Source organism: Herminiimonas sp. GW821-FHT09C12 (genome assembly GCF_059416385.1).
The window spans coordinates 1,576,576-1,601,724 of record NZ_JBWKPC010000001.1; the positions used below are offsets into that span (position 1 = coordinate 1,576,576).

The 25,149-nt window shown below is 51.9% G+C and carries 25 protein-coding genes; 14 read left to right on the forward strand and 11 right to left on the reverse strand.

Annotation, left to right across the window (positions count from 1 at the left end; translation table 11 throughout):
• The first annotated feature begins 108 nt into the window (after window positions 1-108).
• From secA to AC07N2_RS07555, 4 genes are all read left to right on the forward strand, one after another.
• Window positions 109-2,874: a preprotein translocase subunit SecA gene (secA, locus tag AC07N2_RS07540; protein WP_494777685.1), complete on the forward strand. Its 2,766-nt coding sequence runs from the start codon at window positions 109-111 to the stop codon at window positions 2,872-2,874.
• A 159-nt stretch (window positions 2,875-3,033) separates the two neighbouring features.
• The gene (argJ, locus tag AC07N2_RS07545) at window positions 3,034-4,269 is read left to right on the forward strand and encodes a bifunctional glutamate N-acetyltransferase/amino-acid acetyltransferase ArgJ (protein ID WP_494777686.1); all 1,236 of its coding nucleotides are present in this window, start codon (window positions 3,034-3,036) and stop codon (window positions 4,267-4,269) included.
• Between the two features lie 48 nt (window positions 4,270-4,317).
• Window positions 4,318-5,193 (forward strand): ATP-binding protein, encoded by an 876-nt coding sequence (locus AC07N2_RS07550; protein WP_494777687.1) that lies wholly within the window; start codon window positions 4,318-4,320, stop codon window positions 5,191-5,193.
• 82 nt (window positions 5,194-5,275) lie between these two features.
• Window positions 5,276-5,695, forward strand: a complete 420-nt coding sequence (locus AC07N2_RS07555) for an NUDIX domain-containing protein (protein ID WP_494777688.1) — start codon at window positions 5,276-5,278, stop codon at window positions 5,693-5,695.
• A 24-nt stretch (window positions 5,696-5,719) separates the two neighbouring features.
• Here the strand turns inward: AC07N2_RS07555 and yacG are convergent, their stop codons facing one another.
• From yacG to ispB, 7 genes are all read right to left on the reverse strand, one after another.
• Window positions 5,720-5,914 carry a DNA gyrase inhibitor YacG gene (gene yacG, locus AC07N2_RS07560; RefSeq protein ID WP_076593354.1) on the reverse strand — a complete coding sequence of 65 codons (195 nt, stop codon included), beginning with the start codon at window positions 5,912-5,914 and terminating at the stop codon, window positions 5,720-5,722.
• Window positions 5,915-5,928: 14 nt separating this feature from the next.
• Window positions 5,929-6,684, reverse strand: coding sequence for a cell division protein ZapD (gene zapD, locus AC07N2_RS07565; protein ID WP_076593355.1), 756 nt, complete (start codon window positions 6,682-6,684; stop codon window positions 5,929-5,931).
• A gap of 179 nt (window positions 6,685-6,863) precedes the next feature.
• On the reverse strand, window positions 6,864-7,490 hold the full coding sequence (gene coaE, locus AC07N2_RS07570) for a dephospho-CoA kinase (RefSeq protein ID WP_494777689.1): 627 nt from the start codon (window positions 7,488-7,490) through the stop codon (window positions 6,864-6,866).
• A gap of 5 nt (window positions 7,491-7,495) precedes the next feature.
• Window positions 7,496-8,356 (reverse strand): prepilin peptidase, encoded by an 861-nt coding sequence (locus AC07N2_RS07575; RefSeq protein WP_494778130.1) that lies wholly within the window; start codon window positions 8,354-8,356, stop codon window positions 7,496-7,498.
• A 2-nt stretch (window positions 8,357-8,358) separates the two neighbouring features.
• Window positions 8,359-9,591: a type II secretion system F family protein gene (locus tag AC07N2_RS07580; protein ID WP_076593358.1), complete on the reverse strand. Its 1,233-nt coding sequence runs from the start codon at window positions 9,589-9,591 to the stop codon at window positions 8,359-8,361.
• A gap of 15 nt (window positions 9,592-9,606) precedes the next feature.
• On the reverse strand, window positions 9,607-11,334 hold the full coding sequence (pilB, locus tag AC07N2_RS07585; protein WP_494777690.1) for a type IV-A pilus assembly ATPase PilB: 1,728 nt from the start codon (window positions 11,332-11,334) through the stop codon (window positions 9,607-9,609).
• A 226-nt stretch (window positions 11,335-11,560) separates the two neighbouring features.
• Window positions 11,561-12,550: an octaprenyl diphosphate synthase gene (ispB, locus tag AC07N2_RS07590; protein WP_494777691.1), complete on the reverse strand. Its 990-nt coding sequence runs from the start codon at window positions 12,548-12,550 to the stop codon at window positions 11,561-11,563.
• Between the two features lie 240 nt (window positions 12,551-12,790).
• Here ispB and rplU point away from each other — a divergent pair, with 240 nt between their 5' ends.
• The 4 genes from rplU (at window position 12,791) to proB (ending at window position 15,804) form a co-directional block, all read left to right on the forward strand.
• Window positions 12,791-13,102, forward strand: a complete 312-nt coding sequence (gene rplU / locus AC07N2_RS07595; protein WP_012080843.1) for a 50S ribosomal protein L21 — start codon at window positions 12,791-12,793, stop codon at window positions 13,100-13,102.
• A gap of 38 nt (window positions 13,103-13,140) precedes the next feature.
• Window positions 13,141-13,398: a 50S ribosomal protein L27 gene (rpmA, locus tag AC07N2_RS07600; RefSeq protein ID WP_076593361.1), complete on the forward strand. Its 258-nt coding sequence runs from the start codon at window positions 13,141-13,143 to the stop codon at window positions 13,396-13,398.
• Between the two features lie 91 nt (window positions 13,399-13,489).
• Window positions 13,490-14,599, forward strand: a complete 1,110-nt coding sequence (gene cgtA / locus AC07N2_RS07605) for an Obg family GTPase CgtA (RefSeq protein WP_494777692.1) — start codon at window positions 13,490-13,492, stop codon at window positions 14,597-14,599.
• An 86-nt stretch (window positions 14,600-14,685) separates the two neighbouring features.
• Window positions 14,686-15,804, forward strand: a complete 1,119-nt coding sequence (proB, locus tag AC07N2_RS07610; RefSeq protein WP_494777693.1) for a glutamate 5-kinase — start codon at window positions 14,686-14,688, stop codon at window positions 15,802-15,804.
• Between the two features lie 66 nt (window positions 15,805-15,870).
• On the opposite strand, the gene AC07N2_RS07615 is transcribed toward proB, so the two are convergent.
• Both AC07N2_RS07615 and AC07N2_RS07620 read right to left on the reverse strand, forming a co-directional pair.
• Window positions 15,871-16,434, reverse strand: coding sequence for a CNP1-like family protein (locus AC07N2_RS07615; protein WP_494777694.1), 564 nt, complete (start codon window positions 16,432-16,434; stop codon window positions 15,871-15,873).
• Entirely contained in the window at window positions 16,427-17,011 is a 585-nt protein-coding gene (locus tag AC07N2_RS07620) for an RNA pyrophosphohydrolase (RefSeq protein WP_494777695.1), read from the reverse strand. Before AC07N2_RS07620 ends, AC07N2_RS07615 begins: the two co-directional genes overlap by 8 nt.
• A gap of 202 nt (window positions 17,012-17,213) precedes the next feature.
• Between AC07N2_RS07620 and AC07N2_RS07625 the strand changes: the two genes are divergently transcribed.
• Together AC07N2_RS07625 and AC07N2_RS07630 are read left to right on the forward strand one after the other, a co-directional pair.
• On the forward strand, window positions 17,214-18,947 hold the full coding sequence (locus tag AC07N2_RS07625) for a proline--tRNA ligase (RefSeq protein WP_494777696.1): 1,734 nt from the start codon (window positions 17,214-17,216) through the stop codon (window positions 18,945-18,947).
• Window positions 18,948-19,106: 159 nt separating this feature from the next.
• A complete protein-coding gene (locus AC07N2_RS07630) occupies window positions 19,107-19,715 on the forward strand; it encodes a lytic transglycosylase domain-containing protein (protein WP_494778131.1) in 609 nt (202 codons plus the stop codon).
• A 70-nt stretch (window positions 19,716-19,785) separates the two neighbouring features.
• Here AC07N2_RS07630 and AC07N2_RS07635 read toward each other — a convergent pair whose 3' ends face one another.
• Entirely contained in the window at window positions 19,786-20,229 is a 444-nt protein-coding gene (locus AC07N2_RS07635) for an SWIB/MDM2 domain-containing protein (protein WP_076593367.1), read from the reverse strand.
• A gap of 153 nt (window positions 20,230-20,382) precedes the next feature.
• Between AC07N2_RS07635 and AC07N2_RS07640 the strand changes: the two genes are divergently transcribed.
• Window positions 20,383-20,589: a hypothetical protein gene (locus AC07N2_RS07640; protein ID WP_494777697.1), complete on the forward strand. Its 207-nt coding sequence runs from the start codon at window positions 20,383-20,385 to the stop codon at window positions 20,587-20,589.
• A 10-nt stretch (window positions 20,590-20,599) separates the two neighbouring features.
• Here the strand turns inward: AC07N2_RS07640 and ffh are convergent, their stop codons facing one another.
• Window positions 20,600-21,967, reverse strand: coding sequence for a signal recognition particle protein (ffh, locus tag AC07N2_RS07645; RefSeq protein WP_494777698.1), 1,368 nt, complete (start codon window positions 21,965-21,967; stop codon window positions 20,600-20,602).
• A gap of 415 nt (window positions 21,968-22,382) precedes the next feature.
• Here ffh and AC07N2_RS07650 point away from each other — a divergent pair, with 415 nt between their 5' ends.
• From AC07N2_RS07650 to AC07N2_RS07660, 3 genes are read left to right on the forward strand one after another with little or no spacing between them, the layout of a single operon-like run.
• Window positions 22,383-23,192 carry a cytochrome C assembly family protein gene (locus AC07N2_RS07650; RefSeq protein ID WP_494777699.1) on the forward strand — a complete coding sequence of 270 codons (810 nt, stop codon included), beginning with the start codon at window positions 22,383-22,385 and terminating at the stop codon, window positions 23,190-23,192.
• On the forward strand, window positions 23,189-23,428 hold the full coding sequence (locus AC07N2_RS07655) for a PP0621 family protein (protein WP_494777700.1): 240 nt from the start codon (window positions 23,189-23,191) through the stop codon (window positions 23,426-23,428). The genes AC07N2_RS07650 and AC07N2_RS07655 overlap by 4 nt, the downstream gene beginning before the upstream one ends.
• A gap of 3 nt (window positions 23,429-23,431) precedes the next feature.
• On the forward strand, window positions 23,432-25,126 hold the full coding sequence (locus AC07N2_RS07660; RefSeq protein ID WP_494777701.1) for a sensor histidine kinase: 1,695 nt from the start codon (window positions 23,432-23,434) through the stop codon (window positions 25,124-25,126).
• The last annotated feature ends 23 nt before the right edge of the window (window positions 25,127-25,149 follow it).

The window sequence follows — 25,149 nt, forward strand, 5'->3', positions numbered from 1 at the left end:
AAACGACATGATAAAATCCACAATTTAGCCCAAGCCCAATTCGATGCAGCGCAAGCGATAACGTGCTGTGTCTGGTTGTTTCAAGGCGCCTTTTTTTAGAATCCAAGCATGTCATTACTGACTCAGATTTTCGGTAGCCGCAATCAGCGCTTACTCAAGCAATACCAGAAGACCGTTCGCGAAATCAATGCTCTTGAACCGGCGCTTGAACAACTATCCGATGAGGCCTTGAAGGCCAAGACCCCGGAATTCAAGGACCGTCTCGCCAAGGGCGAAGACATCGACAAGCTCCTGCCGGAAGCATTTGCTGTTTGCCGCGAGGCCAGCAAGCGTATCTTGAAGATGCGTCACTTCGATGTGCAGTTGATCGGCGGTATGGCACTGCATTACGGCAAAATCGCTGAAATGGGCACGGGTGAAGGTAAAACCCTGATGGCAACCTTGCCGTCCTACCTGAATGCGCTGGCTGGCAAAGGCGTACACGTGGTGACCGTCAATGATTACCTGGCACAACGCGATGCCGAGTGGATGGGCACCTTGTACGGCTGGCTCGGCCTGACGACTGGTATCAACCTGTCGCAAATCGATCATGACGCCAAACAGGCGGCTTACAACTCCGATATCACCTACGGTACAAACAACGAATTCGGCTTTGATTATCTGCGCGATAACATGGTCTACGACACTGGCGATCGCGTGCAACGCGGTTTGCATTATGCCGTCGTCGATGAGGTCGATTCGATCCTGATCGATGAAGCGCGTACGCCGCTGATCATTTCAGGTCAGGCTGAGAACCACACCGACCTGTATCACAAAATCAATGCAGTGCCACCGCTGTTGACCTTGCAAATCGGCGAAGAAACGCCGGATGGCAAAGGCAAGGTTGAAGTGCCGGGCGACTACACCAAAGATGAGAAATCCCATCAGGTGTTGCTGACCGAAGCTGGTCACGAAAAAGCCGAACAAATCCTGACACGCATGGGCTTGCTGCCAGAAGGCGCATCGTTGTACGACGCTGCCAACATCAGTCTGATCCATCATTTGTACGCAGCATTGCGCGCACATACGCTGTATCACAAGGATCAGCACTACGTTGTGCAGAACAATGAAGTCGTGATCGTCGATGAATTTACCGGTCGTTTGATGACCGGTCGTCGCTGGTCCGAAGGCTTGCATCAAGCGGTAGAAGCCAAAGAAGGCGTCAAGATCCAGAACGAAAATCAGACTCTGGCTTCGATCACCTTCCAGAACTATTTCCGCATGTACACCAAGCTGTCCGGCATGACGGGTACCGCGGATACTGAAGCCTACGAATTCCAGGAAATCTACAAACTGGAAACCGTCGTCATCCCGCAAAACCGTCCTAACCAGCGTAAAGACCGTCAGGATCAGGTCTACAAATCGTCGGAAGAAAAATACGGCGCGATGCTGAAGGATATTCAGGATTGTTACGAGCGTGGTCAGCCAGTTTTGGTTGGTACGACTTCTATTGAGAATTCCGAATTGTTGTCCGGCATCCTGACCAAAGCGAAATTGCCGCATAACGTGCTGAATGCGAAACAGCATGCTCGTGAAGCGGAAATCATTGCACAAGCTGGCCGTCCGAAAGCGATCACCATCGCGACCAATATGGCTGGTCGCGGTACCGATATCGTCCTCGGTGGTAACGTCGCCAAACAGGTACAGATCATCGAAGCCAACGATGCCTTGAGCGATGCAGACAAAGCCGCACAAGCGCAAAAATTGCGTGACGAATGGCAATCGCTGCACGATCACGTTGTGAACGCAGGTGGCTTGCATATCATCGGTACCGAGCGTCATGAATCGCGTCGCGTCGATAACCAGTTGCGTGGTCGTTCCGGTCGTCAGGGCGATCCAGGTTCATCGCGTTTCTATCTGTCGCTGGACGATGCATTGCTGCGTATTTTTGCCGGTGATCGCGTACGCGCCATCATGGACCGTTTGAAAATGCCGGAAGGCGAGCCTATCGAAGCCGGCATCGTGTCGCGTTCGATTGAATCGGCTCAGCGCAAGGTAGAAGCACGTAACTTCGATATTCGTAAGCAATTGCTCGAATACGATGACGTCGCTAACGATCAGCGCAAAGTCATTTATCAACAGCGTAATGAATTGCTCGAAACCACCGATGTTTCCGAGCTGATTACTTCATTGCGTCAAGGCGTGTTCACCGATTTGTTCCGTACTTATGTGCCGGAACAATCGATGGAAGAGCAGTGGGATTTGCCGGCGCTCGACGCGGTATTGCGCGATGAGTGGAAGGTCGACTTCTCGCTGGCGGATTTGCTGAAAGCCGAGCCGAATATCACTGACGAAGAAATGCTGGAACGTCTGTTGAAATTCACCGACGATCTCTACGCGGAAAAAATCGACATCGTCGGCAAGGATGCATTTGCTGGTTTCGAACGCAGCGTGATGTTGCAGGCTGTCGATTCACACTGGCGTGAACATCTGGCGGCACTTGATCATTTGCGCCAAGGTATTCATCTGCGCGGTTACGCACAGAAAAATCCTAAGCAGGAATACAAGCGTGAAGCGTTTGAACTGTTTGGCCAGATGCTGAACTTGATCAAGGATGAAGTCGTCAAGATCGTGATGACAGTGCGCATCCAGTCGCGTGAAGAAATCGATGCAGCAGAAGAAAAGCTGTCGCAATCGCATGTGGAAAATGTGCATTATCAACATGCTGATTTCGACGCTGATGCGGCACCGGAAGAATTGTTGGCACCGACAGCGGCAGCCAGCAGCGACGCAGATGAGCCATATGTTAATGCCGTGCCTAAGGTTGGTCGTAACGATCCTTGTCCTTGCGGTAGTGGCAAGAAATACAAGCAGTGTCATGGTCGCTTGGCATAAAGCGAACTAGATGTACTGAAAAATGAAGGGCGGGCTATCCCGCCCTTTTGCTTTGGTAGTCCGGGTTTATCCCCGTTTGTTGCGTGTTCGGATGTAATCGTCCGCTAACGATTACAATATTGATCTGATTTATTAACTCTCTGATATAGAAAACTTGCGATGGCCGTTAATCTTCCTCTCCCTATTCCTGAAAATCTGACCGCAGTTGCCGGTATCGAACTCGGTCATGCCGAAGCAGGCATACGCAAAGCCAATCGCAAGGATGTGCTGGTGATGAAACTGGCGCCGACGGCAACGGTCGCAGGCGTATTCACGCAAAATCGTTTTTGCGCAGCGCCGGTGCAAGTATGTAAAGAACATCTGGCCAAGCTGAAAGCCAGCGCACCGATACGTGCCTTGGTCATCAATACAGGTAATGCAAATGCAGGCACAGGCGAAACCGGTTTGGCCGATGCCAACGCGACTTGCGCCGCATTGGCGAGCTTGCTTAATTGCGATGCTGCACAAATTCTGCCATTCTCGACCGGCGTGATTCTGGAGCCTTTGCCAATTGATCGCCTCAAGGCTGGCCTGCCACAAGCCATATCGAATTTGAAGTCCGACAACTGGCATAACGCAGCCTTGTCCATCATGACGACGGATACGCAGCCCAAGGCTGCATCGCGTCAGGTACAAATTAACGGTCAGACCATTACGCTGACTGGCATCAGCAAGGGTGCTGGCATGATCAAGCCGAATATGGCGACCATGCTGGGCTTCATGGCGATGGATGCCAAAGTCGCACAACCTGTGCTCGATCATTTGACCAAGGAAGTGGCGAATCGCTCTTTCAATTGCATCACGATAGATGGCGATACCTCGACCAACGATTCTTTTATCGTGATTGCAACCGGTGCTGCTGCAGTCGAAGTGAACTCCATTGAGTCACCTGAATATGCAGCGCTGGCTGCTGCTGTATTGGGCTTGTCGCAAGAGCTGGCGCAAATGATCGTGCGTGACGGCGAAGGCGCGACCAAGTTCATTACAGTTACGGTAGAAGAAGGCAAGAACGTAGAAGAGTGCCGCAAGATCGCGTACTCGATTGCACATTCACCACTCGTGAAAACCGCTTTCTTCGCATCTGATCCAAATCTTGGCCGTATTCTGGCTGCCATCGGTTATGCCGGCGTCGACGATCTCGACGTGACGAAGTTGAACCTGTATCTGGATGATGTCTGGGTCGCCAAAAACGGCGGACGCAATCCTGATTATCAGGAAGCAGATGGTCAGCGTGTGATGAAACAAAGCGAAATCACGGTACGCGTCAAACTGGGCCGCGGTAATGCAGATGCAACGATCTGGACCTGCGATTTGTCGCATGAGTATGTGACGATCAATGCCGATTACCGTTCTTGATATGCGCAGTGCTTGCGCTGCCTATACATTTAATTACGCTGAATAACGATGACACAACTCGAACAATTTTTAACGCGTGCTGAAGCCTTGCTTGGGCGACTCGAATCTATCTTGCCACCTGCGGTTGCTACGCCGGACTGGACTTCAGGTATTGCCTTCCGCTGGCGCAAATCCAGTGGCAAGGATGGTCGCGGCTATCTGCAACCGGTCGCACATCTGTCGCCTATCGCATTGACCGACCTGCATAACATCGGACCGCAAAAACAGCAGATAGAACAGAACACCAAGCAATTCGTTGAAGGTGTACCTGCGAACAATGTGCTCCTGACTGGCGCGCGTGGTACCGGCAAGTCGTCTTTGATCAAGGCTTGTTTGAATCAGTTTGCGGACCAAGGTTTGCGCCTGATTGAAGTCGATAAGGACGATCTGGGTGATCTGGCCGATATCGTCGATATCGTTTCCGGTCGACCTGAGCGCTTCATCATCTTTTGCGATGATCTGTCGTTTGAAGAGGGTGAGGGCGGCTACAAGGCTTTGAAGGTCGCGCTGGATGGCAGTATTTCCGCACAATCCGATAATGTGCTGATCTATGCGACATCGAATCGCCGCCATCTGCTGCCGGAGCGTATGTCTGACAATGCGAGTTACAAGACTGACGACAACGGCGATTTGCATCCGGGCGAAACGGTAGAAGAAAAAATCTCGCTGTCCGAGCGCTTTGGTCTGTGGGTGACTTTTTATCCGTTCCGTCAAGACGACTATCTGGATATCGTCGCGCATTGGTTGGGGCATTTCGGCTGCAATGCAAAGCAGATCGAAGCAGCCAGAACTGAGGCTTTGCAGTGGGCTTTGCAGCGTGGTTCGCGCTCGGGTCGTGTCGCATGGCAATTTGCCAAGGATCATGCCGGCAAAATGCCGAAGTGATGTAACGGCGCGCATCCTGTATGTGCGCCGTTTTAGTTTTATCCGATCCTCTTGAATACCCTCATCCGTTTAGGTCGTCCTCATGTCTGAAGTCAAATCCACGCCTATTGATGTCGCAGTCGGTATCTTGATGAAACCGAACGGCGATGTCTTGCTCGGCCAGCGGCCGGATGGCAAGCCGTATGCCGGTTACTGGGAGTTCCCAGGCGGCAAGGTTGAAGCAGGTGAAGCCATCCTCGATGCGCTGAAGCGCGAGTTTGTCGAAGAGCTGGGCGTGGAGGTTGTGTCAGCAGAGCCGTGGTGTGGTGTTGAGCATGTTTATCCACATGCACATGTACGTCTGCATTTTTACATTAGTCAGGACTGGCTGGGTGAGCCGCAAAGTCTGGAGAATCAGGCCTTTGCATGGCAGGGTAGTGTGGGCGTCGAACCTTTGTTGCCGGCCACGATTCCACTGATTGAATGGCTGGATAAATTGCGTTACCCAGCAGCCTCGATTTAGTCGGGCTTATTGCGTCGAACCTAATCAGGGTTGCGGCGGTGGCGGGATGTCTTCGTCCAGATCGTCCAGTGGATTAACGACTGGAATCACGTATTTTTCCTCGGCCCAAGCGCCAAGATCAATTTGTTTGCAACGGTTGGAACAAAAAGGGCGGAATTTGCTTAACTCCGTCCATTCCACCTTGGTGCCGCATGTTGGGCAATTAACTGTCGTAACCATAAACTCAATCTAGTTCAGAAGCTGCACAAGCTCAACTCGAAAGGTACGTCACCTTCGAATGCTTTGGGCTTCATATCGCCATCCTGTGACGTAAAACGTATCCACAGCATGTATTTGTTGGCGGATATTTCCGGAATCGCACCCAGTGTTTCATCAATATTCAAACGCAGCATCTGGTAAGCCTTGCCTTGCAGCATCTGCTGATAGCTGCCAGCTTGCGCGATCATTTTGACTGGGCGGCCGGATTCGCGCAGCAGGCGCAAGACCATGCCGATCGCATCGAACAAAGGTGCCAGTGGCGTAAACCATTTGTGAATATCTGCCAGGCGTTGCTCTGCCGAATCGTGTTGCCATGCGTAATACGAAGGCAGATCGAATTCGCAGGCGCCGCCTGGGATGATGGTGCGTCCACGTATGCTCATCAACCATTCGTTTTCACGAATGTGCTGGCCGGTCTTGCCTTGTGATGCGATCAGTGCGGTACTAATACGATCCAGATCGAACAGGATGGCATCGAGCATTTCTGCTTCGACATTCGGATTGGATTTGAAGCCGAGTAGGGTTTGCTTTTGACGTTCCAGTTCTTGCAGCAGATCCGATTTGAGGTCGGCGCGGCCTGCCACTTCCAGCATTTCGAACATGGTGGCAAGAGCAACGTGGTGATGCTGCGGATGGTCTTGACCGATAAAGAAAGCGAATTTCTCGTACAGGTCTTCTAGCCGCAACAACGTGCGAATACGCTCGTTGAAAGGGTATTCGTAGACAATCAAAGTGGCATCCCTTAAAAGTTAAAACCGGGCAATACGAGGTAATGATGTGATTCTGAACGAAGCGGAGACAAAATACAAATGATGCAACGATTTTGTTTTACATTCGGCAAGACGGACTTCGATTTTATTCTGATTTCAGCGAAGGATTGCAGCTATAGACAGTGTGTCTGGCGCAACGTTCACTTGGCTTTTGCCATAGATGAATATAGTTCGTGCAGGCGTAGCACTTGAGGCAATAGCGCGCTGGCATTGCTCTCGTTGCTGATGACGTCATCGGCAGCTTCCAGTCTGGCGGTGCGGGTTGCCTGCGTCGCCATAATGGCGCGAACTTGCTGTTCGGTCAGCATATTGCGTTGCATTACGCGGCGTATCTGTACTTCTTCCGAGCAGTCGACAGTCAGTATGCGAGCAAGGCGCTGTTTCCAAAAACCGGATTCAATCAATAGCGGGATAACGAAGAGCAGATAGTCGCCCTGCGCTTGCTCCGCAGCTTTTTGGGTTGTACTGCGTATCAGTGGATGCAGTATGGCCTCCAGCTGTTTTTTTGCGTCAGGGTCAACAAAGACTCTTTCTCTCATTGCTGTGCGATCCATCGCGCCGCTGGATAAGATGACACTGGCTCCAAAAGCTTGCTTGATAGGTGCTATGGCAGGGCCACCAACGGCGGTCAATTGATGGGCGATCAAATCGGTATCAATGACGGCTGCACCTTGCGCTGCAAACAGGTCGGCCACGGTGCTTTTGCCGCTGCCTATGCCACCGGTCAAACCAACGGAAAATCTGTCAAATCGAGCCAGTTCGTTCATTGCACTCAGTAGAAGCCGAGATATGTCTGCGCCAGCGGTTTACCGTACAGCAAAGTCAACAGGCCTGCAGCAGCGAGGTAAGGACCGAATGGAATAGGGATATCGCGTCCGCGCTTGGCAAGAATGATCAGCGCGATGCCAACAATGGCGCCGACCAGCGACGATAGCAAAATGATGATGGGGAGCATCTTCCAGCCCAGCCAGGCACCGAGCGCAGCCAATAGTTTGAAGTCGCCATAGCCCATGCCTTCTTTGCCGGTCAGCAGTTTGAATAGCCAGTAGATCGACCATAGGCTGAGATAGCCGGCGGCTGCGCCTATGACGGCTTCCGTGAGCGGGACGAAGGTGCCATTCAGATTGATCAGCAAGCCCAGCCATAACAGCGGCAAGGTCAGGTCATCCGGCAGCAATTGCGTATCGGCATCGATGAGGGTCATCGCAATCAGCAGATAGGCAAAGACCAAGGTGCTAAGTCCAAGCAAGCCGCTACCGAAATGCCAGATCAGGAAGGCGGACAGCACGCCGGTCAGCAATTCGATGATCGGGTAGCGGATGGAAATGGGTGTCTTGCAGGCCGTGCATTTGCCGCCTATGACGGCGTAGCTGATGACGGGAATGTTTTCCAGCGCAGTAATCTGATGCCCGCATTTTGGGCAGGCCGAACGCGGCACGACCAGGTTGTAGCGATCTTCATGTGGCAGGGGCTTGCCGTTTTCATTGGCGACGTAGTTGTTTGATTCGCGCTGCATCATTTTCGGGATGCGGTGTATCACGACGTTGAGAAAGCTGCCTATCAATAAACCGAATACGCCGGCAATCACTGCAGGCAATATGCTGCCCGCAGGGGCAGACCAGAGTAAATCCATCATCAGACCACAGAACCCAATTTGAAAATAGGCAGATACATTGCAATCACCAGACCGCCGATCAGTACGCCAAGAATAACCATGATCAATGGTTCCATCAGACTCGAGAGTGAAGCAACGGCTTCATCGACTTCTTCTTCGTAGAAGTCGGCGACCTTGCCCAGCATATTATCGAGTGAGCCGGATTCTTCGCCGATTGCGACCATCTGCGTCACCATATTCGGGAATACATCGGAATTTTGCATCGCGACAGTCAAGCTGGTACCGGTGCTGACTTCCGTTTGAATTTTCTTCGTGGCATCGAGATAGACGGCATTGCCGGCGGCTCCTCCAACGGAGTCCAGCGATTCGACCAAGGGAACACCAGCAGCAAACATGGTGGCCAGTGTGCGGGTCCAGCGCGCTATCGTGGCCTTGCGTATGACGGCGCCGAAGATCGGTGTTTTCAGCAGCAGCTTATCCATGTAGCGCTGCATCTTCAGTGAGCGTCTCCACGATTGAAAGAATAGATAAAGACCGGCAAACAGCACGCCGAAGATGATGTACCAGTTGGCAACGAAAAAGTCTGAAATCGCCATCACCATCAGAGTCGGTGCTGGCAAGTCCGCGCCGAAACTTTTAAATACATCCTTGAACGCAGGTACTACCCAGATCATGATGACAGCGGTAACGATGAAGGCGACGGCCAGAATCGATACCGGATAGAACATCGCGGATTTGATCTTTGCTTTAATCGCGAGGGTTTTTTCCTTGTAGATTGCCAGTCGCGTCAGCAAGTCTTCCAAAATACCTGCTTGTTCACCGGCACCGACCAGATTGCAAAAGAGCGGGTCAAAGTAGAGCGGAAATTTGCGAAATGCCTGATTCAAGCTGGTACCGGTTTCGACATCGGCGCGTATATCCTGAATCAGTTTGGAGACTGACGGATTGTCATTGCCCTTGGCAACGATATCGAAAGATTGCAGCAGCGGTACGCCAGCCTTCATCATGGTGGCGAGCTGGCGGGTGAATAAGGTGATGTCTTTTTCAGAGACTTTTTTGCCGCTGCGATAGCTTTTCTTTTTAACCTTGGTGACCAGCACGCCTTGGCGGCGCAACGTCGCATTGACGACCGATTCACCACCGGCACGTAATTCACCGCGCACGATTTTGCCCGACTTGTCTTTGCCTTCCCAGGTAAAAACAGATTCTTTGGCGAGTGTCGTGCTTCCGACCTTACGTGCTGATGTTGCCATCCATAGACCTCTTTGTTATACGTTTGTACAGCCTAGAATTTCTTCCAGACTGGTCAATCCCTGTTTGACTTTCACCAAGCCTGATTCGCGCAAGGTACGCACACCATCTTTTTTGGCCTGCGCTTCTATTTCCAGGGAAGTGCCGTGGCTCAAGATGATGTTTTCAATTTCTTCACTGATAGGCATGATTTGGTAAATGCCCAGACGGCCTTTATAACCGCTGCCGCTGCAACGTTCGCAACCTACTGGTTTGTATGGCAACCAGGTGCCGTCCAGATCGTCTTCGGTAAAGCCGGCTTCGAGCAATACGTCATCTGGAATTACGGTGGTTTGCTTGCACGAACACAAGCGGCGTGTCAGTCGTTGCGCAGTGATCAGGATCACGGATGACGCGATGTTGAACGGTGCCACGCCCATATTCATCAGACGGGTCAATGTGGCAGGTGCATCGTTGGTATGCAGCGTGGAGAACACCATGTGACCGGTTTGTGCGGCCTTGATCGCGATATCTGCAGTTTCCAGATCACGGATCTCACCCACCATGATGATGTCTGGATCCTGCCGCAAGAAGGCTTTCAGCGCGACCGGGAAGGTCAGACCAGCGCGGTCATTGACGTTGACTTGATTGACACCGGGTAAATTGATCTCCGCCGGATCTTCCGCTGTGGAGATGTTGATGCCGGGTTTGTTCAGAATGTTCAGGCAGGTGTACAGCGAAACGGTTTTGCCGGAGCCGGTTGGGCCGGTGACGAGCACCATGCCGTATGGACGCTGGATGGCATTCATCAGCGTTTCTTTCTGGTCCGGGTCGTAGCCCAGCGCTTCGATGCCCATTTGCGCCTGCGAACCATCCAGAATACGCATGACGATCTTTTCGCCGAACAATGTTGGCAGGGTGCTGACGCGGAAGTCGATGGAACGCGTCTTCGACATCACCAGCTTCATGCGACCATCTTGCGGTACGCGTTTTTCCGAGATATCGAGTTTGGAAATGACCTTGATACGTGATGCTAGCTTTTCCTTGATCGCTAGCGGTGGCTGTGCGATATCGCGCAGCACGCCATCGACGCGGAAGCGGATGCGATAAAACTTTTCAAACGGCTCGAAGTGCAAATCGGAGGCGCCGAGATTAATTGCATCGACCAGTATTTTTTGCAGGAATTTGACGACAGGTGCATCGTCGATATCGGCGGTCGCGCCATCGACAGGGGCAGCGAGATCTTCTTCGGCGAAATCGATGTTTTCGAGATCGTCACCGATAAGCTCATTCAGATCCTGCTCGGCGCTTTGCCCGAGTTTTTCGATCAGCTTCAGCAGCGTGTGGTGATCGACGATGATGGGTTCGACCGCAAGCTCGGTCTGGAACTTGATTTGATCCAGTGCCTGTGAATTAGTTGGGTCCGAAATGGCAATCGATACCTTGTTGCCGCGCTTTGCCAGGGCAATCACGCGCTGGCCTTGCATCAACTTTGCATCAATGATTTTTTCCGGCAGCAGGCCGCTGTTGAAAGCAGCCAAATCCAGCAGTGGATAGCCAAAAGTTTCGGAACAAAAGGCGGCGAGCTTGCTGGAATCGATGACTTCGCTTTTCAGCAAAATATCGATAAACGGGCTTTTTTCGTTCGCAGCCTGTTTGGAAATAGTGTCGGCTTGCTGTTGCGTCAAGCGGCCGGCTTGCAAGAGCGCGCGGGCGAGGCCTGGCATTGCATTATTTGACGCCGAACTAGGGAGGACTGCAGCCATGTATTTACGCCAGGAGCATCAAGAGGTGCATTAGATAATGCCTCTAGGCATCTGTTTTGTAAAGATATCCTGCGGGAAATGTTACTTTTCCGGTGGAAAATGCAACGCTGCTTGCGGGCCTGTTTGACGCATGTCTTTTAATCATGCGATGAATGCGCCATCAGGTACGAAAATGGCGCATTTATTTGCTTTTTTGGTGCGACGGCGGAAGTTGACCCGCTGTGCTTTAGTGATTGCGGTGAACTGCAAATGCGCTGAGTTTGAGTAACGCTTCCTTGAATGGCGTGTCAGGCAGGGCAGCTATCGATGCCGTGGCGCGCGCAGATGCTTCTTCCGCTTTGCGTTTGGTGTAATCCAGCGCGCCGGAAGTCGTTACTGCCTGCAAGACTGCTTCGAAATGCTGCTCATCGCCGTTTTCGATGCAGCTACGCACCAGCTCACGCTGCTCCGCTGTGCCGTGTTCCATTAAATAGATCAGTGGCAGGGTGGCTTTGCCTTCGCGTAGGTCGTCGCCGACATTCTTGCCGATATCGTCGGCCTGACCGGAATAGTCGAGTACGTCATCGATCAACTGGAAGGCGGTGCCTAATGAACGGCCGTATTCTGCAGCGGCTTCGATCTGTTCTTCGGAGGCGCCGGCGATCAGGGTGCCGAGCTGGGCGGCAGCTTCAAACAGTTTGGCTGTTTTCGAGCGTATGACCTGGGTGTAGCGTTCTTCCGACACGTCGGGATCATGCATATTTAACAACTGCAGCACTTCGCCTTCGGCAATCACATTGGTGGCATCCGCCAGGATTTGCATGATGCGGATATCGCCAACGGCAACCATCATCTGGAAAGCACGCGAATACAGGAAGTCGCCGACCAGGACGGATGCGGCATTACCGAACAGGGCGTTGGCGGTCTTGCGGCCACGGCGCAGCGATGATTCATCGACCACATCGTCGTGCAGCAATGTTGCTGTATGGATAAATTCGACCACGGCAGCCAGTTGATGATGATCTGTGCCGCGATAGCCGTAGGCATTGGCCATCAGCAATACCAGTACTGGACGTATGCGTTTGCCGCCGGCGCTGATGATGTAGTCGGCGATTTGATTGACCAGAGCGACTTCCGAATGAAGTTTCTGGCGAATCACGGTATCGACTGCATTCAAATCAGCTGCGATGGGTTGTATAAGCAGGTTTTGAGCGGAGGGTGCGGAAGCGGAAACCAAGTTGAGCCTGATCAATAAGCGTTAATTTATGGAATTATACGACGACAAGGGCCGGAAACGTTGCCTGCCCGCCACGAAGAAATCGTGGATTTGGCTGAAAAGGCTGTCTTTTTGGCATAGTTATACAGGCTTTGACTGGGTTCGTAAGTCCATGTATAATTGGAGGTTTTCCCGATTCCGTCTGCGTTGTTTGGGCGGTTAGAAGAGAAAAAGTCCTTTAATCATTTGATGAGGTTTCACATGTACGCGGTCATAAAAACCGGTGGCAAACAATATAAAGTTGTCGCTGGTGAAAAATTCAAAGTAGAACAGATACCGGCAGACATTGGATCCGAAATCACCTTAGATCAGGTGCTCGCATTGGGCGCTGGAGAAACCATCAAGTTTGGTGCTCCGCTGGTCGCAGGTGCTACGGTCCTTGCTACGGTTGTCTCCCACGGTCGTCACGATAAAGTGAAGATTTTCAAGATGCGTCGCCGTAAGCACTACCAGAAGCACCAAGGCCATCGCCAAAATTACACCGAATTGCAGATCGTTTCGATCAACGGCTAAGCCGCTGACTCGGACTAACCAGATACAAGGAGTCAGAAATGGCACATAAAAAAGGCGGCGGCACTACGCGAAATGGTCGTGACTCAGAGTCAAAACGACTGGGCGTTAAAGTCTACGGTGGTCAAGTTATCAATGCAGGCGGCATCATTGTTCGTCAGCGCGGTACCAAGATGCATCCAGGCGAAAACGTCGGCATGGGCAAGGATCACACCTTGTTCGCATTGACCGATGGCAAAGTAGCTTTCGTTACTAAAGGCGCATTGCAACGTCATTACGTTACAGTATTGCCAGCTTAAGTTACTGAAGTAAGCGAAGTAAGGCGAAAGCCTTCAATCGAAAGGCTCTGCCCCAGGTAGGGCCTTTTTAGTTTTATGGCGGCAAAAAATTATGAAGTTTATCGACGAAGCAAAAATCGAAGTCATTGCTGGCGATGGCGGCAACGGCGTCGCATCCTTTTGTCGTGAAAAATTCAGGCCGTTCGGTGGTCCGGATGGCGGCGATGGCGGCAAGGGCGGCAGTATCTATGCGGTTGCAGACCGCAATATCAACACGCTCGTTGATTTCCGCTTTGCCAAAATGCATAAAGCCAAGAATGGCGAAAATGGTCGCGGTGCTGATTGCTACGGCAAGGGCGCGGACGACATCATGCTGCGCATGCCGGTTGGCACACTGATCATTGATAACAACGATGGCGAACTCGTTGCTGATCTGACCGAACACGGACAAGAAGTGTTGATTGCCAAAGGCGGTGAAGGCGGCTGGGGTAATATCCATTTCAAATCGTCGACTAACCGCGCACCGCGCCAGAAGTCCGAGGGTAAAGAAGGCGAACGACGTGAATTGCGGCTGGAGCTGAAAGTGCTCGCCGATATCGGTTTGCTCGGTATGCCGAATGCAGGTAAATCCACTTTTATTTCGGCTGTGTCTAACGCACGTCCGAAGATTGCTGATTATCCGTTCACCACGTTGCATCCGAATCTGGGTGTGGTGCGTGTCAGTCACGAAAAGAGTTTCGTGATTGCCGATATTCCAGGTCTGATCGAAGGCGCATCCGACGGTGCTGGTCTGGGTATCCAGTTCCTGCGCCATTTGCAACGCACACGTTTGCTCTTGCATATCGTCGATTTGGCGCCGTTCGACAATGTCGATCCGGTCAAGGAAGCGAAAGCCATCGTCAAAGAACTGAAAAAGTATGATGAGTCACTGTTCGACAAGCCACGCTGGTTGGTCTTGAACAAGCTCGACATGGTGCCGGAAGAAGAGCGCAAAGCACGCGTGAAAGACTTCATCAAGCGCTTCGGCTGGAAAGGCCCTGTGTTCGAAATTTCTGCGCTGACACGTGAAGGTTGTTCTGAACTCGTCACCGAGATTTACGACTACATCGCGTTGCAACGTCAGGCTGAACAACGTACTGAAGAAACACCGCAAATGGTCGAAGCAGCACGTGGTATCGATTCCATCGATCCGGATGATCCGCGTTTCAAGATCATCGACTAATAGCTGTACCGGATTACTGATAACAGTAATCCGGCATTATCACCGTTCCAGGTGAATCAAAACTAAAACAGAGCCGGGTTAAAAGCATGGACTCCGTCATTCAACAAGCCAAACGCGTCATCATCAAAGTCGGTTCCTCACTCGTCACCAATGACGGTAAAGGTCTCGACGCTAATGCCATACAAAAATGGGCTGCGCAAATCGCTCAGTTACGGGCACTAGGCAAAGAAGTGGTGCTGGTGAGTTCTGGTGCGATTGTTGAAGGCATGCAGCGCCTTGGTTTTGAAAAACGTCCGGTTGGCATTCATGAATTGCAGGCCTGTGCTGCAGTTGGCCAGATGGGTTTGGCACAGATTTACGAGACCAGTTTCCGTCAGCACGATGTCCGGACTGCGCAGATATTGTTGACGCATGCGGATTTGGCCGATCGTGAACGTTATCTGAATGCACGTTCGACCTTATTCACTTTGTTGCGTCTGGGCGTAGTTCCCATCATCAATGAAAACGATACCGTCGTCACAGACGAAATCAAATTCGGTGATAACGATACATTGGGTGCTTTGGTCGCGAATCTGATCGAGGCGGATGCCTTGATTATCCTGACCGATCAACGCGGCTTGTTCAGCGCCGATCCGCGTAAAGACCCGAATGCTGTGTTCATTCATGACGCCAAGGCTGGTGATGTGACGCTGGAAGCGATGGCAGGCGGCGCTGGTAGCAGTCTCGGTCGCGGTGGTATGTTGACGAAAATTCTTGCTGCCAAGCGGGCTGCTTTATCCGGCGCGCATACCGTAATTGCCTGGGGCCGCGAAGACAATGTACTGACGCGTCTGGCTTCTGGTGAAGCCATCGGTACGCAATTGACGGCACAAACTGCACAACTGACCGCGCGCAAGCAATGGATGGCTGATCATCTGCAAACAGCGGGTGCGGTGGTGCTGGATAGTGGTGCGGTACAAAAATTGACTGCCGAAGGCAAATCCTTATTACCTATCGGTGTGACTGACGTGAGCGGTAGCTTTGGTCGTGGTGATGTTATTACCTGCGTTGATCAATCCGGCCATGCGATTGCACGTGGTATCAGTAATTACGCCAGTTCAGATGCGCGTCGCATCATGCGTAAACCTTCAGCGGACATTGCGTCCATACTCGGCTTTGTCGAAGAGCCGGAACTGATACACAGAGACAATCTGGTCTTGCTGTAACTAATTAAGCTGTAATGAGTCGGCTGCAATAAAAAAGGGCGCAATTTAAATTGCGCCCTTTTTTATTTATTCGCGCAACAAATCATCCGTTAGTGTTTTGCGGTATTTCATGCGTTCCAACATATCTTTTTCATTCCCGACTATCGTCAGATTGCTGCAAAAGTAGTCCTGTGCCAATGCCGCATGCTGGCGGTTTACTTTGCTGCGAACGATGACTTCCCACTGACTGTTTCGTGCTCGTCCCCAGCTACCATCGTCACGGCCGAAGGCATAAATCTTCTTCTCGAAGGTTGCGCAGCGTATGCCTTCGTAACTGATATTTTTAGCGCCGCCAGGGCTGACAGCGACCAGCGTGTAGCGTATGACGCCGTCTTTGCCTATCACTAGTGATTTTGTATCCAGCGCAAAGGTTTGGGTGGTGGTTGGTCCGACATAGAAGGGTTGCAGGTTTTCAGCCTTGGGAGCGGGCGGCAGCTCTGCTTCTATTTCTTCCCATGGTTGGGCCTCTTCATTGTCAAAGCCTTTGTTGTATTCCGGCTGTTGCGCAATGGAAATCTGTGCCGTAGCTAAAAGCAGCATTCCGAGCACTGTTTGCGCCAATTTGCGCGAGAGAAAGAAAGACTTATTCATTGTCGGGTTTGGTCTTTTCAGTAGGTGGCTCGTCGCTTCTGTGCGAGGTGTGAGTCTGCCGCAAGTAACGCGCCGTGTTGTGTTGTGGAGGGACGTGCGGTGCCGGGCGCGACAGAAAACGTGATAATTCCTGCAATGCGCGTTGATACACATCCCGCTTGAATTCGATGACGACATCGAGTGGAACCCAGTAGTCGTGCCAACGCCATGCATCGAATTCCGGATGCTCAGTCATGCGCAGATTGACATCGCAATCGCGTCCGACCATGCGCAGCAGAAACCAGATTTGTTTCTGGCCCTTGTAATGACCACGAATTTCCCGTTTGATGAAATGATCGGGGACTTCATAGCGTAGCCAGTCGCGTGTGCGACCGATGATTTTGACGTGTTCCGCCCGTAAGCCGACTTCTTCTTCCAGCTCGCGATACATCGCCTGCTCGGGGGTCTCGCCAAATTTAATGCCGCCTTGTGGAAATTGCCACGAATGCTCACGCACCCGCTTGCCCCACCACACCTCATTCCGGGTATTGATCAGAATGATGCCGACGTTAGGGCGAAAGCCTTCACGGTCCAGCATGTTGTACCTCAAAACTTTCTGCGACTAACGGCCCCTCAATCGAACATTGTCACCTGTGCGGCCTTATACCGTCGGCTCGCGCAATGACGCGCGAACAACGGAGAGTGCAATCAATTGTACGAAGAGTGGGTGCATCAGCCTGCTAATCCTTTAAAATTGAGTTGATTATAACCCTCTCTCTTTTTAAAAAGAATTCATCGTCATGCGCGCATCCCGTTTTTTCATTTCCACTCTCAAAGAAGCTCCTTCCGACGCAGAAATCGTCAGTCATAAACTGATGATGCGCGCTGGCATGATCAAGCGCATCGGCTCTGGTATCTATACCTATATGCCTATGGGTTTGCGCGTGATCCGCAAGGTGGAAGCGATTGTCCGGGAGGAAATGAATCGGGCTAACGCGATCGAGCTGTTGATGCCATTAGTGCAACCAGCCGAGCTGTGGCAGGAAACCGGTCGCTGGGACAAAATGGGCGCCGAATTGATGCGCGTCAAGGATAGACATGGCCGCGATTACGCGATTCAGCCAACTTCGGAAGAGGTCGTGACCGATGTTGTGCGGTCGGAAATCAAATCCTACCGCCAGATGCCTATCAATTTTTATCATATCCAGACCAAATTCCGCGATGAGCGCCGTCCACGCTTTGGCCTGATGCGCGGTCGTGAATTCACGATGAAAGACGCTTACTCCTTCGATCGTGATGTCGATGGCTTGAAGCGTTCCTACCAGAACATGTTCGATGCCTACGTCAAAATCTTCAATCGCTTCGGCTTGCAGTTCCGCGCGGTGGCTGCAGATAACGGCGCGATCGGCGGTTCTGGTTCGCATGAATTCCACGTCATTGCCGATACTGGCGAAGATGCCATCGTCTACTGCCCGAATTCCGATTACGCGGCGAATATGGAAGCGGCAGAAGCCTTGCCTTTGACTGCCGAACGTGGCGCAGCAACGCAGGCTTTGACCAAGACGGCGACGCCGGGCAAGGCCAAATGTGAAGACGTGGCTGCCTTGCTGAATTTGCCATTGGCGCAAACCGTCAAATCCATCGTCCTGACGGTGGAAAAAGAAGAAAAAGGTGTCGTCAGCAAGCAAGTCTGGCTCTTGCTGTTGCGTGGCGATCATGAACTGAATGAAGTCAAAGCCGCGAAAATTCCGGGCATTGCCGGTTACCGCTTCGCCAATGAAGCAGAAATCGTTGAATGGTTCGGCACGCCACCTGGCTACCTCGGTCCACTCAATACCAAAAAGCCTGTGAACGTGGTGGTCGATCGCACCGTTGCCAACATGCATGACTTTGTCTGTGGCGCGAACGAAGTCGATTTCCATTTCACTGGTGTGAACTGGGGACGTGATTTACCGGAAGCACAGGTATTTGATATCCGTAATGTGGTGGAAGGCGATCCTTCGCCGGACGGCAAGGGTGTGCTGGCGATTCAACGCGGCATCGAAGTTGGTCACGTCTTCCAGTTGGGTACGGCGTATTCCGAATCGATGAAGGCAACGTATCTGGATGAGAACGGCAAACCACAATTGATACAAATGGGTTGCTACGGCATCGGTGTGACACGCATTCTGGGTGCGGCAATCGAACAGAACTTCGACGATAAAGGCATCATCTGGCCGACCGCACTGGCACCGTTTGAAGTGGTCTTGTGCCCTATGGGATATGACCGTAGCGAAGGCGTCAAGGCAGAAACCGACAAGCTGTACGATGCCTTGCAAGCTGTTGGCGTTGACGTGATTCTGGACGATCGTGGTGAGCGTCCAGGCGCGATGTTTGCCGATTGGGAGTTGATCGGCGTGCCGCATCGTATCGTGGTCGGTGATCGCGGTCTGAAAGAAGGCAAGCTCGAATATCAAGGTCGTCGCGATGCTGCAGCCACGCCGGTTGCGCTGGATGAAATGCTGACCTTCGTTAAAGCCAAACTGGCTGCGTAAGCGCCTGCGATGCGCCAAGTGACAGTGAATACGACTATGAGCCATTTCAAGATGACTATCGATGAAATGGCTCATCGTTCGCTGACTGTGCTGGCGTCATCGTTGCCTGGATATCGGAGGCGCTTTCGTCTCATCGCGTGTGCATGTGCATTCACGTTGATGAGCGCAACGACAGTCTTTGCCGGTAATCAAAAAGAAGAAGCAATGGCGGATTCGGTGCGTATTGCTTTATCGCGTGCGATTACCGATCCGCGTCCTCCGATTCCACAATTTGTCGATATCAGCGAACGCCTCGATTATTTGCATTGGCTGGGCGAGATGTCGGATCGGCTCTACAAACGGATTCCAGACCAGCAGGTGCGCATCGAATTCTTGCGCACCACCTGGTACGAGGCGCGACGTGCCGGACTTGATCCTGCCTTGGTATTGGGTTTGATACAGGTGGAGTCGGCATTCCGCAAGTACGCAGTGTCACCGGTTGGTGCGCATGGTTACATGCAAGTCATGCCGTTCTGGACGCGTGTGATAGGCGATGGTGATCGCAGCAAGCTGTTCCACATGCAGAGCAATCTACGTTTCGGCTGTTCTATCCTGCGTATGTATCTGGATATGGAGAAGGGCGATTTGTTTCTGGCACTGGGTCGCTATAACGGTAGTCGGGGTCGCCCTGAATATCCGAATGCCGTATTGGCTGCATGGAAAAAATGGGAGCATCAGCGCGAACCTTTGAAGACGGTAGCTGTGGAAGATAGTGCTGGCAGAAAGTAAGCCTGTGTCTTGCCAGTAGAAACAAAAACGCCCGCGCGATGCGGGCGTTTTTGTTTGCCACACGGACAAATTATTTCAAGTGACCCGAAATGAGTTTAGTCATTTCAAACATGGATACTTGTTTCTTGCCGCCAAAGACTGCTTTCAGCTTTTCATCTGCATCGATCATGCGTTTGTTGGCTTCATTTTGCAGCTTGAACTTCTTGATGTATTCCCACACTTTTTTAGTTACTTCAGTGCGAGGTGCTGGCGCGGCACCGATAACAGCGGCCAACAGAGCGGACGGTGTTACTGGTTTCATGAATGCTGCGTTAGGCTTGCGTGCAGTTGCTGGCTTTTTCGCTGCTACTTTTTTCGCTGCTGGTTTTTTAGCGGCGACTTTTTTTGCAGGAGCGGCTTTCTTAGCTGGCGCTGCTTTTTTTGCTGGTGCTGCTTTTTTAGCTGCTACTGGTTTTTTCGCAGCTGCTTTCTTGGCGACCGGTTTTTTGGCCGCTGGTTTTTTGGCTGTTGCCATCTTCAAACCTCCTTCACATTGTGTTGGGAAATTGCGCCAATTCACGCATCGTCAATAGTGGTGTGGTTTTTCTTGCCACGCAAGTGTTTTTTGTGCGTTTCCCTCTGTATTTGTAGGCTGGACGCCACGTATCGAGCATAGAGGGAAGCGCGAATGGTTTATTCGCTTCGTTCGACTTGTTTTTGTATTGATGGTGCGAAGGATATTGCTGAATTTTTTAGAGCTGAAAAGAGGATGTCGGAAGGTGATTTGAGCGGGTTTTTAGGGCGAGTTATCGCTCTCGATTTGGATGCGACTATGAGCGATAAAGTGTTTGGGCATAAAAAAGCCCGGTCTCTAGCGAGCCGGGCTTCCAGATAAAACGGGAAAATCAGCGCATGCCGGGCAACATACCTTTCATGCCGCGCATCATTTTCATCATATTGCCGCCTTTGAGTTTCTTCATCATCGACTGCATTTGATCGAATTGCGCCAGCATGCGGTTGACTTCCTGTACCTGAACGCCGGCGCCGGTCGCGATACGACGTTTGCGCGAAGCTTTGATCAATTCCGGTTTGGAGCGTTCTTGCGGCGTCATCGAATTGATGATGCCTTCCATGCGAATGACTTGTTTGTCAGCCATGCCCATATTGGCACCGCTGGCAGCCTGTTGCAGTTGCGCCGGGAGTTTGTCCATCAGATTGGACATGCCGCCCATCTTTTTCATTTGTGCCAACTGAGATTTGAAATCGTTCAAATCGAATTTGCCGCCGACCTTGATCTTTTGCGCGAGTCCGGCAGCGGCGTCCATATCGACGCCTTTGCGGGCTTCCTCGACCAGCGCGAGAATGTCGCCCATGCCAAGGATACGATCAGCCATGCGGGCTGGATCGAAGGCTTCCAGGCCGTCCAGTTTTTCGGCGACGCCAGCGAATTTGATTGGTTTGCCAGTGATGTGGCGTACCGACAGAGCGGCGCCGCCACGTGAGTCACCGTCCAGTTTGGTCAGGACGATACCGGTCAAAGGCAGTGCATCACTGAACGCTTTGGCGGTATTGATCGCATCCTGCCCCAGCATGGCGTCGACCACAAACAAGGTTTCGATAGGTTTGACTGCTGCGTGCAAAGCCTTGATTTCCAGCATCATGGCTTCGTCGATGCCAAGGCGACCGGCGGTATCGATGATCAGAACGTCGTGGTAATGACGTTTGGCGTAGTCCAATGCGGCCAGCGCGATATCGACTGGTTTGTCAGTAGGTTCCGACGGGAAGAAGTCTGCGCCAACTTGCGCCGTGACGGTTTGCAACTGACCAATCGCGGCAGGGCGATAGACGTCGGCGGAAACAGTCAGGACTTTTTTCTTCTTTTGCTCACGCAGATACTTCGCCAGCTTACCGACGGTGGTCGTTTTACCAGCACCCTGCAAACCGGCCATCAGAATGACAGCGGGCGGCTGGGTAGCGAAGTTGAGTTGTGATGCTTCCGGGCCGAGATCGGCGCCCATGATGGCGGCCAGTTCGCGTTGAACCACACCGACCAGTGCCTGACCAGGCGAGAGCGAACCGATGACATCTTCGCCCATCGCCTTTTCTTTGACGCGGCTAATGAATTCGCGGACGGCAGGCAGGGCAACGTCGGCTTCGAGTAAGGCCAGACGAACTTCGCGCAGCATTTCTGCAGTGTTGGTTTCCGTCAGGCGCGCTTCTCCGCGCATGGTTTTGACGGCTTTGGCTAGGCGTTGGGTGAGATTGTCGAGCATGAATGAATGGCTGAATATCAAAGAGGGTGAAGCAACAGGCTGCTGTGGGGGAATACACACTGCGGCGGCAAGCCTCATTTTAACCGATGCGGTGCCGGATGCGCCTAGGCATGAGAGATAGTTGTCCGTTGACCTTCTATATATAGTGCGTCAGCAGAAATGGGGCTTCTAGTCTGAATGACAAGGTGCCGTGCTGGATGAGGCGATAGGCAAGGATTCTTGCAATGTATTCATGTTGTATAAGCGTTTTCTCTCGGCTGATGGTAATGTCGCGAGAGCAATTCTTGCGATAAGCGCGGCGCCTTGTCAAAGAGGGCTGAGTATGGAAATTGCTAGAACATGAAACAAGGTGCGGTGGCGGTGTTTGGGCTTTTCTCCCGCAGGATGTTCGGATCACATGGTGTAAACTTAAATAATGTACACATACTTTTTTGTCTTGGCGGCTTTGTTCTATGCGGTTTGCGCATTTTTGCCGTCAAAAAATCGCATGGCGATTTCCATAGGCACCTTGATTGGTTGGCTTTTGCATGGCGGCGCGTTGTGGGTGGACGTGATCGGACATGATGCGCTGCGTATGGGATTTGCGATCATGTTGTCCGGTGCCTTGTGGATTTCTGTCGCTGCTTACTGGTTGGAAAATCGCAATTTCAGTCTGGATGGTTTGCGTATTCTGGTGCTGCCGTGTGCGGCAGTCGGTGTGCTGCTGCCTACAATTTTCCCTGGCAGCATGATTCCACTCATGGGTAAATCGGCACTTTTTCCATGGCATATTGCGATTGCGATGCTGGCTTACAGCACCTTAACGATAGCGGCTTTCCATGCCGTTCTGATGGCTTTGCAAGAATCCAAGCTGCATACACGTGTGAGTGTGCAAAAAACGGGCTGGTTCTCGTTGGCGATAGACCGTCTGCCGGCGTTGCTGACGATGGAAAAATTGCTGTTTCGTTTGATCGGTTTTGGTTTTTTCTTGCTGACCTTAACGGTATTGTCAGGCGTTATCTTCTCTGAAGAGTTATTCGGCAAGGCTTTCAAGTGGGATCACAAAACGATATTCACGATGTTGTCGTGGGTGTTGTTTGGTGTGCTGCTGGCTGGTCGCAAATGGCGAGGCTGGCGCGGCAAGACGGCACTGAGTTTTACGCTGACGGGTTTTGCGACCTTGTTTTTGGCCTATGTCGGCAGCCGCTTCGTGTTTGAAGTCATATTGCATCGGAGTCTTGCATGAAGTTGTTGTTGTGGGCCGTCGTCATTTTCGCGGTCATCTGGATACTCCGCAGTAAGAAATCATCGGCCAAGGTTGATACTCCTCCAAGGAAACAGCAAGCTGCCGCTCTTGAGGGCGAGGCCATGCTGACTTGTGCGCATTGCGGAATACATTTTCCTGCCTCCGAAGCGGTATTCAATTCTGCCAATACGGCATTTTGCAGCGATGAACATCGTCGCCAACATGTTGCGCGCTGATTCATGACCAGCATCAAACCTGTCCCAGAGGATACGCGGGCGACGTTCTGGCGTACCTTGCAGGCGTTTACTCTGACGCGTACTTTGATTGTGGGTGTTTTGCTCGGTTATTTCGGCATGAGTGCAGGCAAGTTATGGCTGCACAAAGAGCGCTTCTGGGACGCTTGTATTGTTTATCTGGTGCTAGCACTGGTTTTTGTGTTGCTGTCTTTGTACTGGCGTCGTCGCTTCCTGCTGCAGGTAGTAGTACAGATAGCGGTTGATATTGCGGCAATCACCATGCTGTATTTGTCGGCCGGCGGTATCAAGAGCGGCTTGGCGATTCTGTATTTATTCCCGTTGGCGGGTGGGGCAATTCTTGCGCCGCTGGTGCTGGCATTGTTTTTTGTCTCGGCTGTTACTTTAGTGCTGCTGGCAGAAAATGGTTATCAGTTGCTGAATGAAAATGCGGACATCTCATCTTCGCAGGTGGGTTTGTATGGCGCGGCATTTTTCATCGTCATCTTTGCGATTAACCGGCTGGCTGCACGTCTGATCAAGCAGGAATCGCTGGCGCTGGGACGGGGTAGAGCCTTGCATGTGCAACAGGTGATCAATCGCCTGGTTATCGCCGACATGGAAGATGGCATTCTGGTGGTCGATCGCAAGGGGCGCGTGTTGACAAGTAACCCAGCGGCTGCACGCATGCTGGGGCTGACATTTCCACATGAAAAAGCATACGGCAAACTATCAGATATGGTGTGGCTGGCACCGATAGCTGCGGCTTATTCTTCCTGGAGTGCTAATTCAGGTTTGCGTGCGCCCACTCAGGCGAATACACAGGCGCCGACCTTTGTTTTCATCAAGCATACGGAAGACAATACCTTGCAAGGTGGTACGACAATCATGGGTGGTCGCCGTGAGTTGATGACGCATTTGAAATTGCGTTTTGCCAAAGTGGATGCAGACGGCGTACTGGAAGATCGCGTCGTGATCTTTTTGCAGGATGTGACTGAAATCGAAAATCAGGCGCAGCAACTGAAGCTGGCATCGATGGGCCGTCTGACCGCAAGTATCGCGCATGAGGTACGTAATCCCTTGTCTGCAATCGGTCACGCCACCTCACTGTTGATAGAAGACGAGCCGAAGGCAAGTCAGCGCCGCCTGCTTACCATCATCAGTGAAAATGTGGCGCGCTTGAATCGCATGATTGAAGACATCTTGAAGCTGTCGCGCAAGGCGCATCAGTATCACGAGCCGCTTAGTCTTGGGCTGCTGTTTGATGATGTTTTGGCCGAGTTGCGAGAAACACATGAACTGCAGGAAGGCATCATAGAGGTCGGTGATATGAAGCCGTATAAAGTCCGTTTCGATCCGTTGCATTTGCGCGAAATCGTCTTGAACTTGCTGACAAATGCGTTACGCTACGCGAGTGGTGCGCCCGGCAGTATCCGCATCTATATAGTGTCCAATATTGGACATAGACTTGAACTGCACGTGCAAGACAATGGATTGCAGATTAGTTCGGCAGTCCGGGCCCACTTATTCGAGCCGTTTTATACGACCTCTAATAAAGGAACTGGCCTAGGCCTTTATCTGGCGCGCGAACTGTGCCTGAATAATGGCGCGATGCTGAACTATGAATATAGAACGGATGATGGGCACAATTCGCCATCCGGTCGATTTGTGATTACTTTTGCCACTAACGAAGCTGTTTAAATGTCGATCAACCGTAAAAGCTG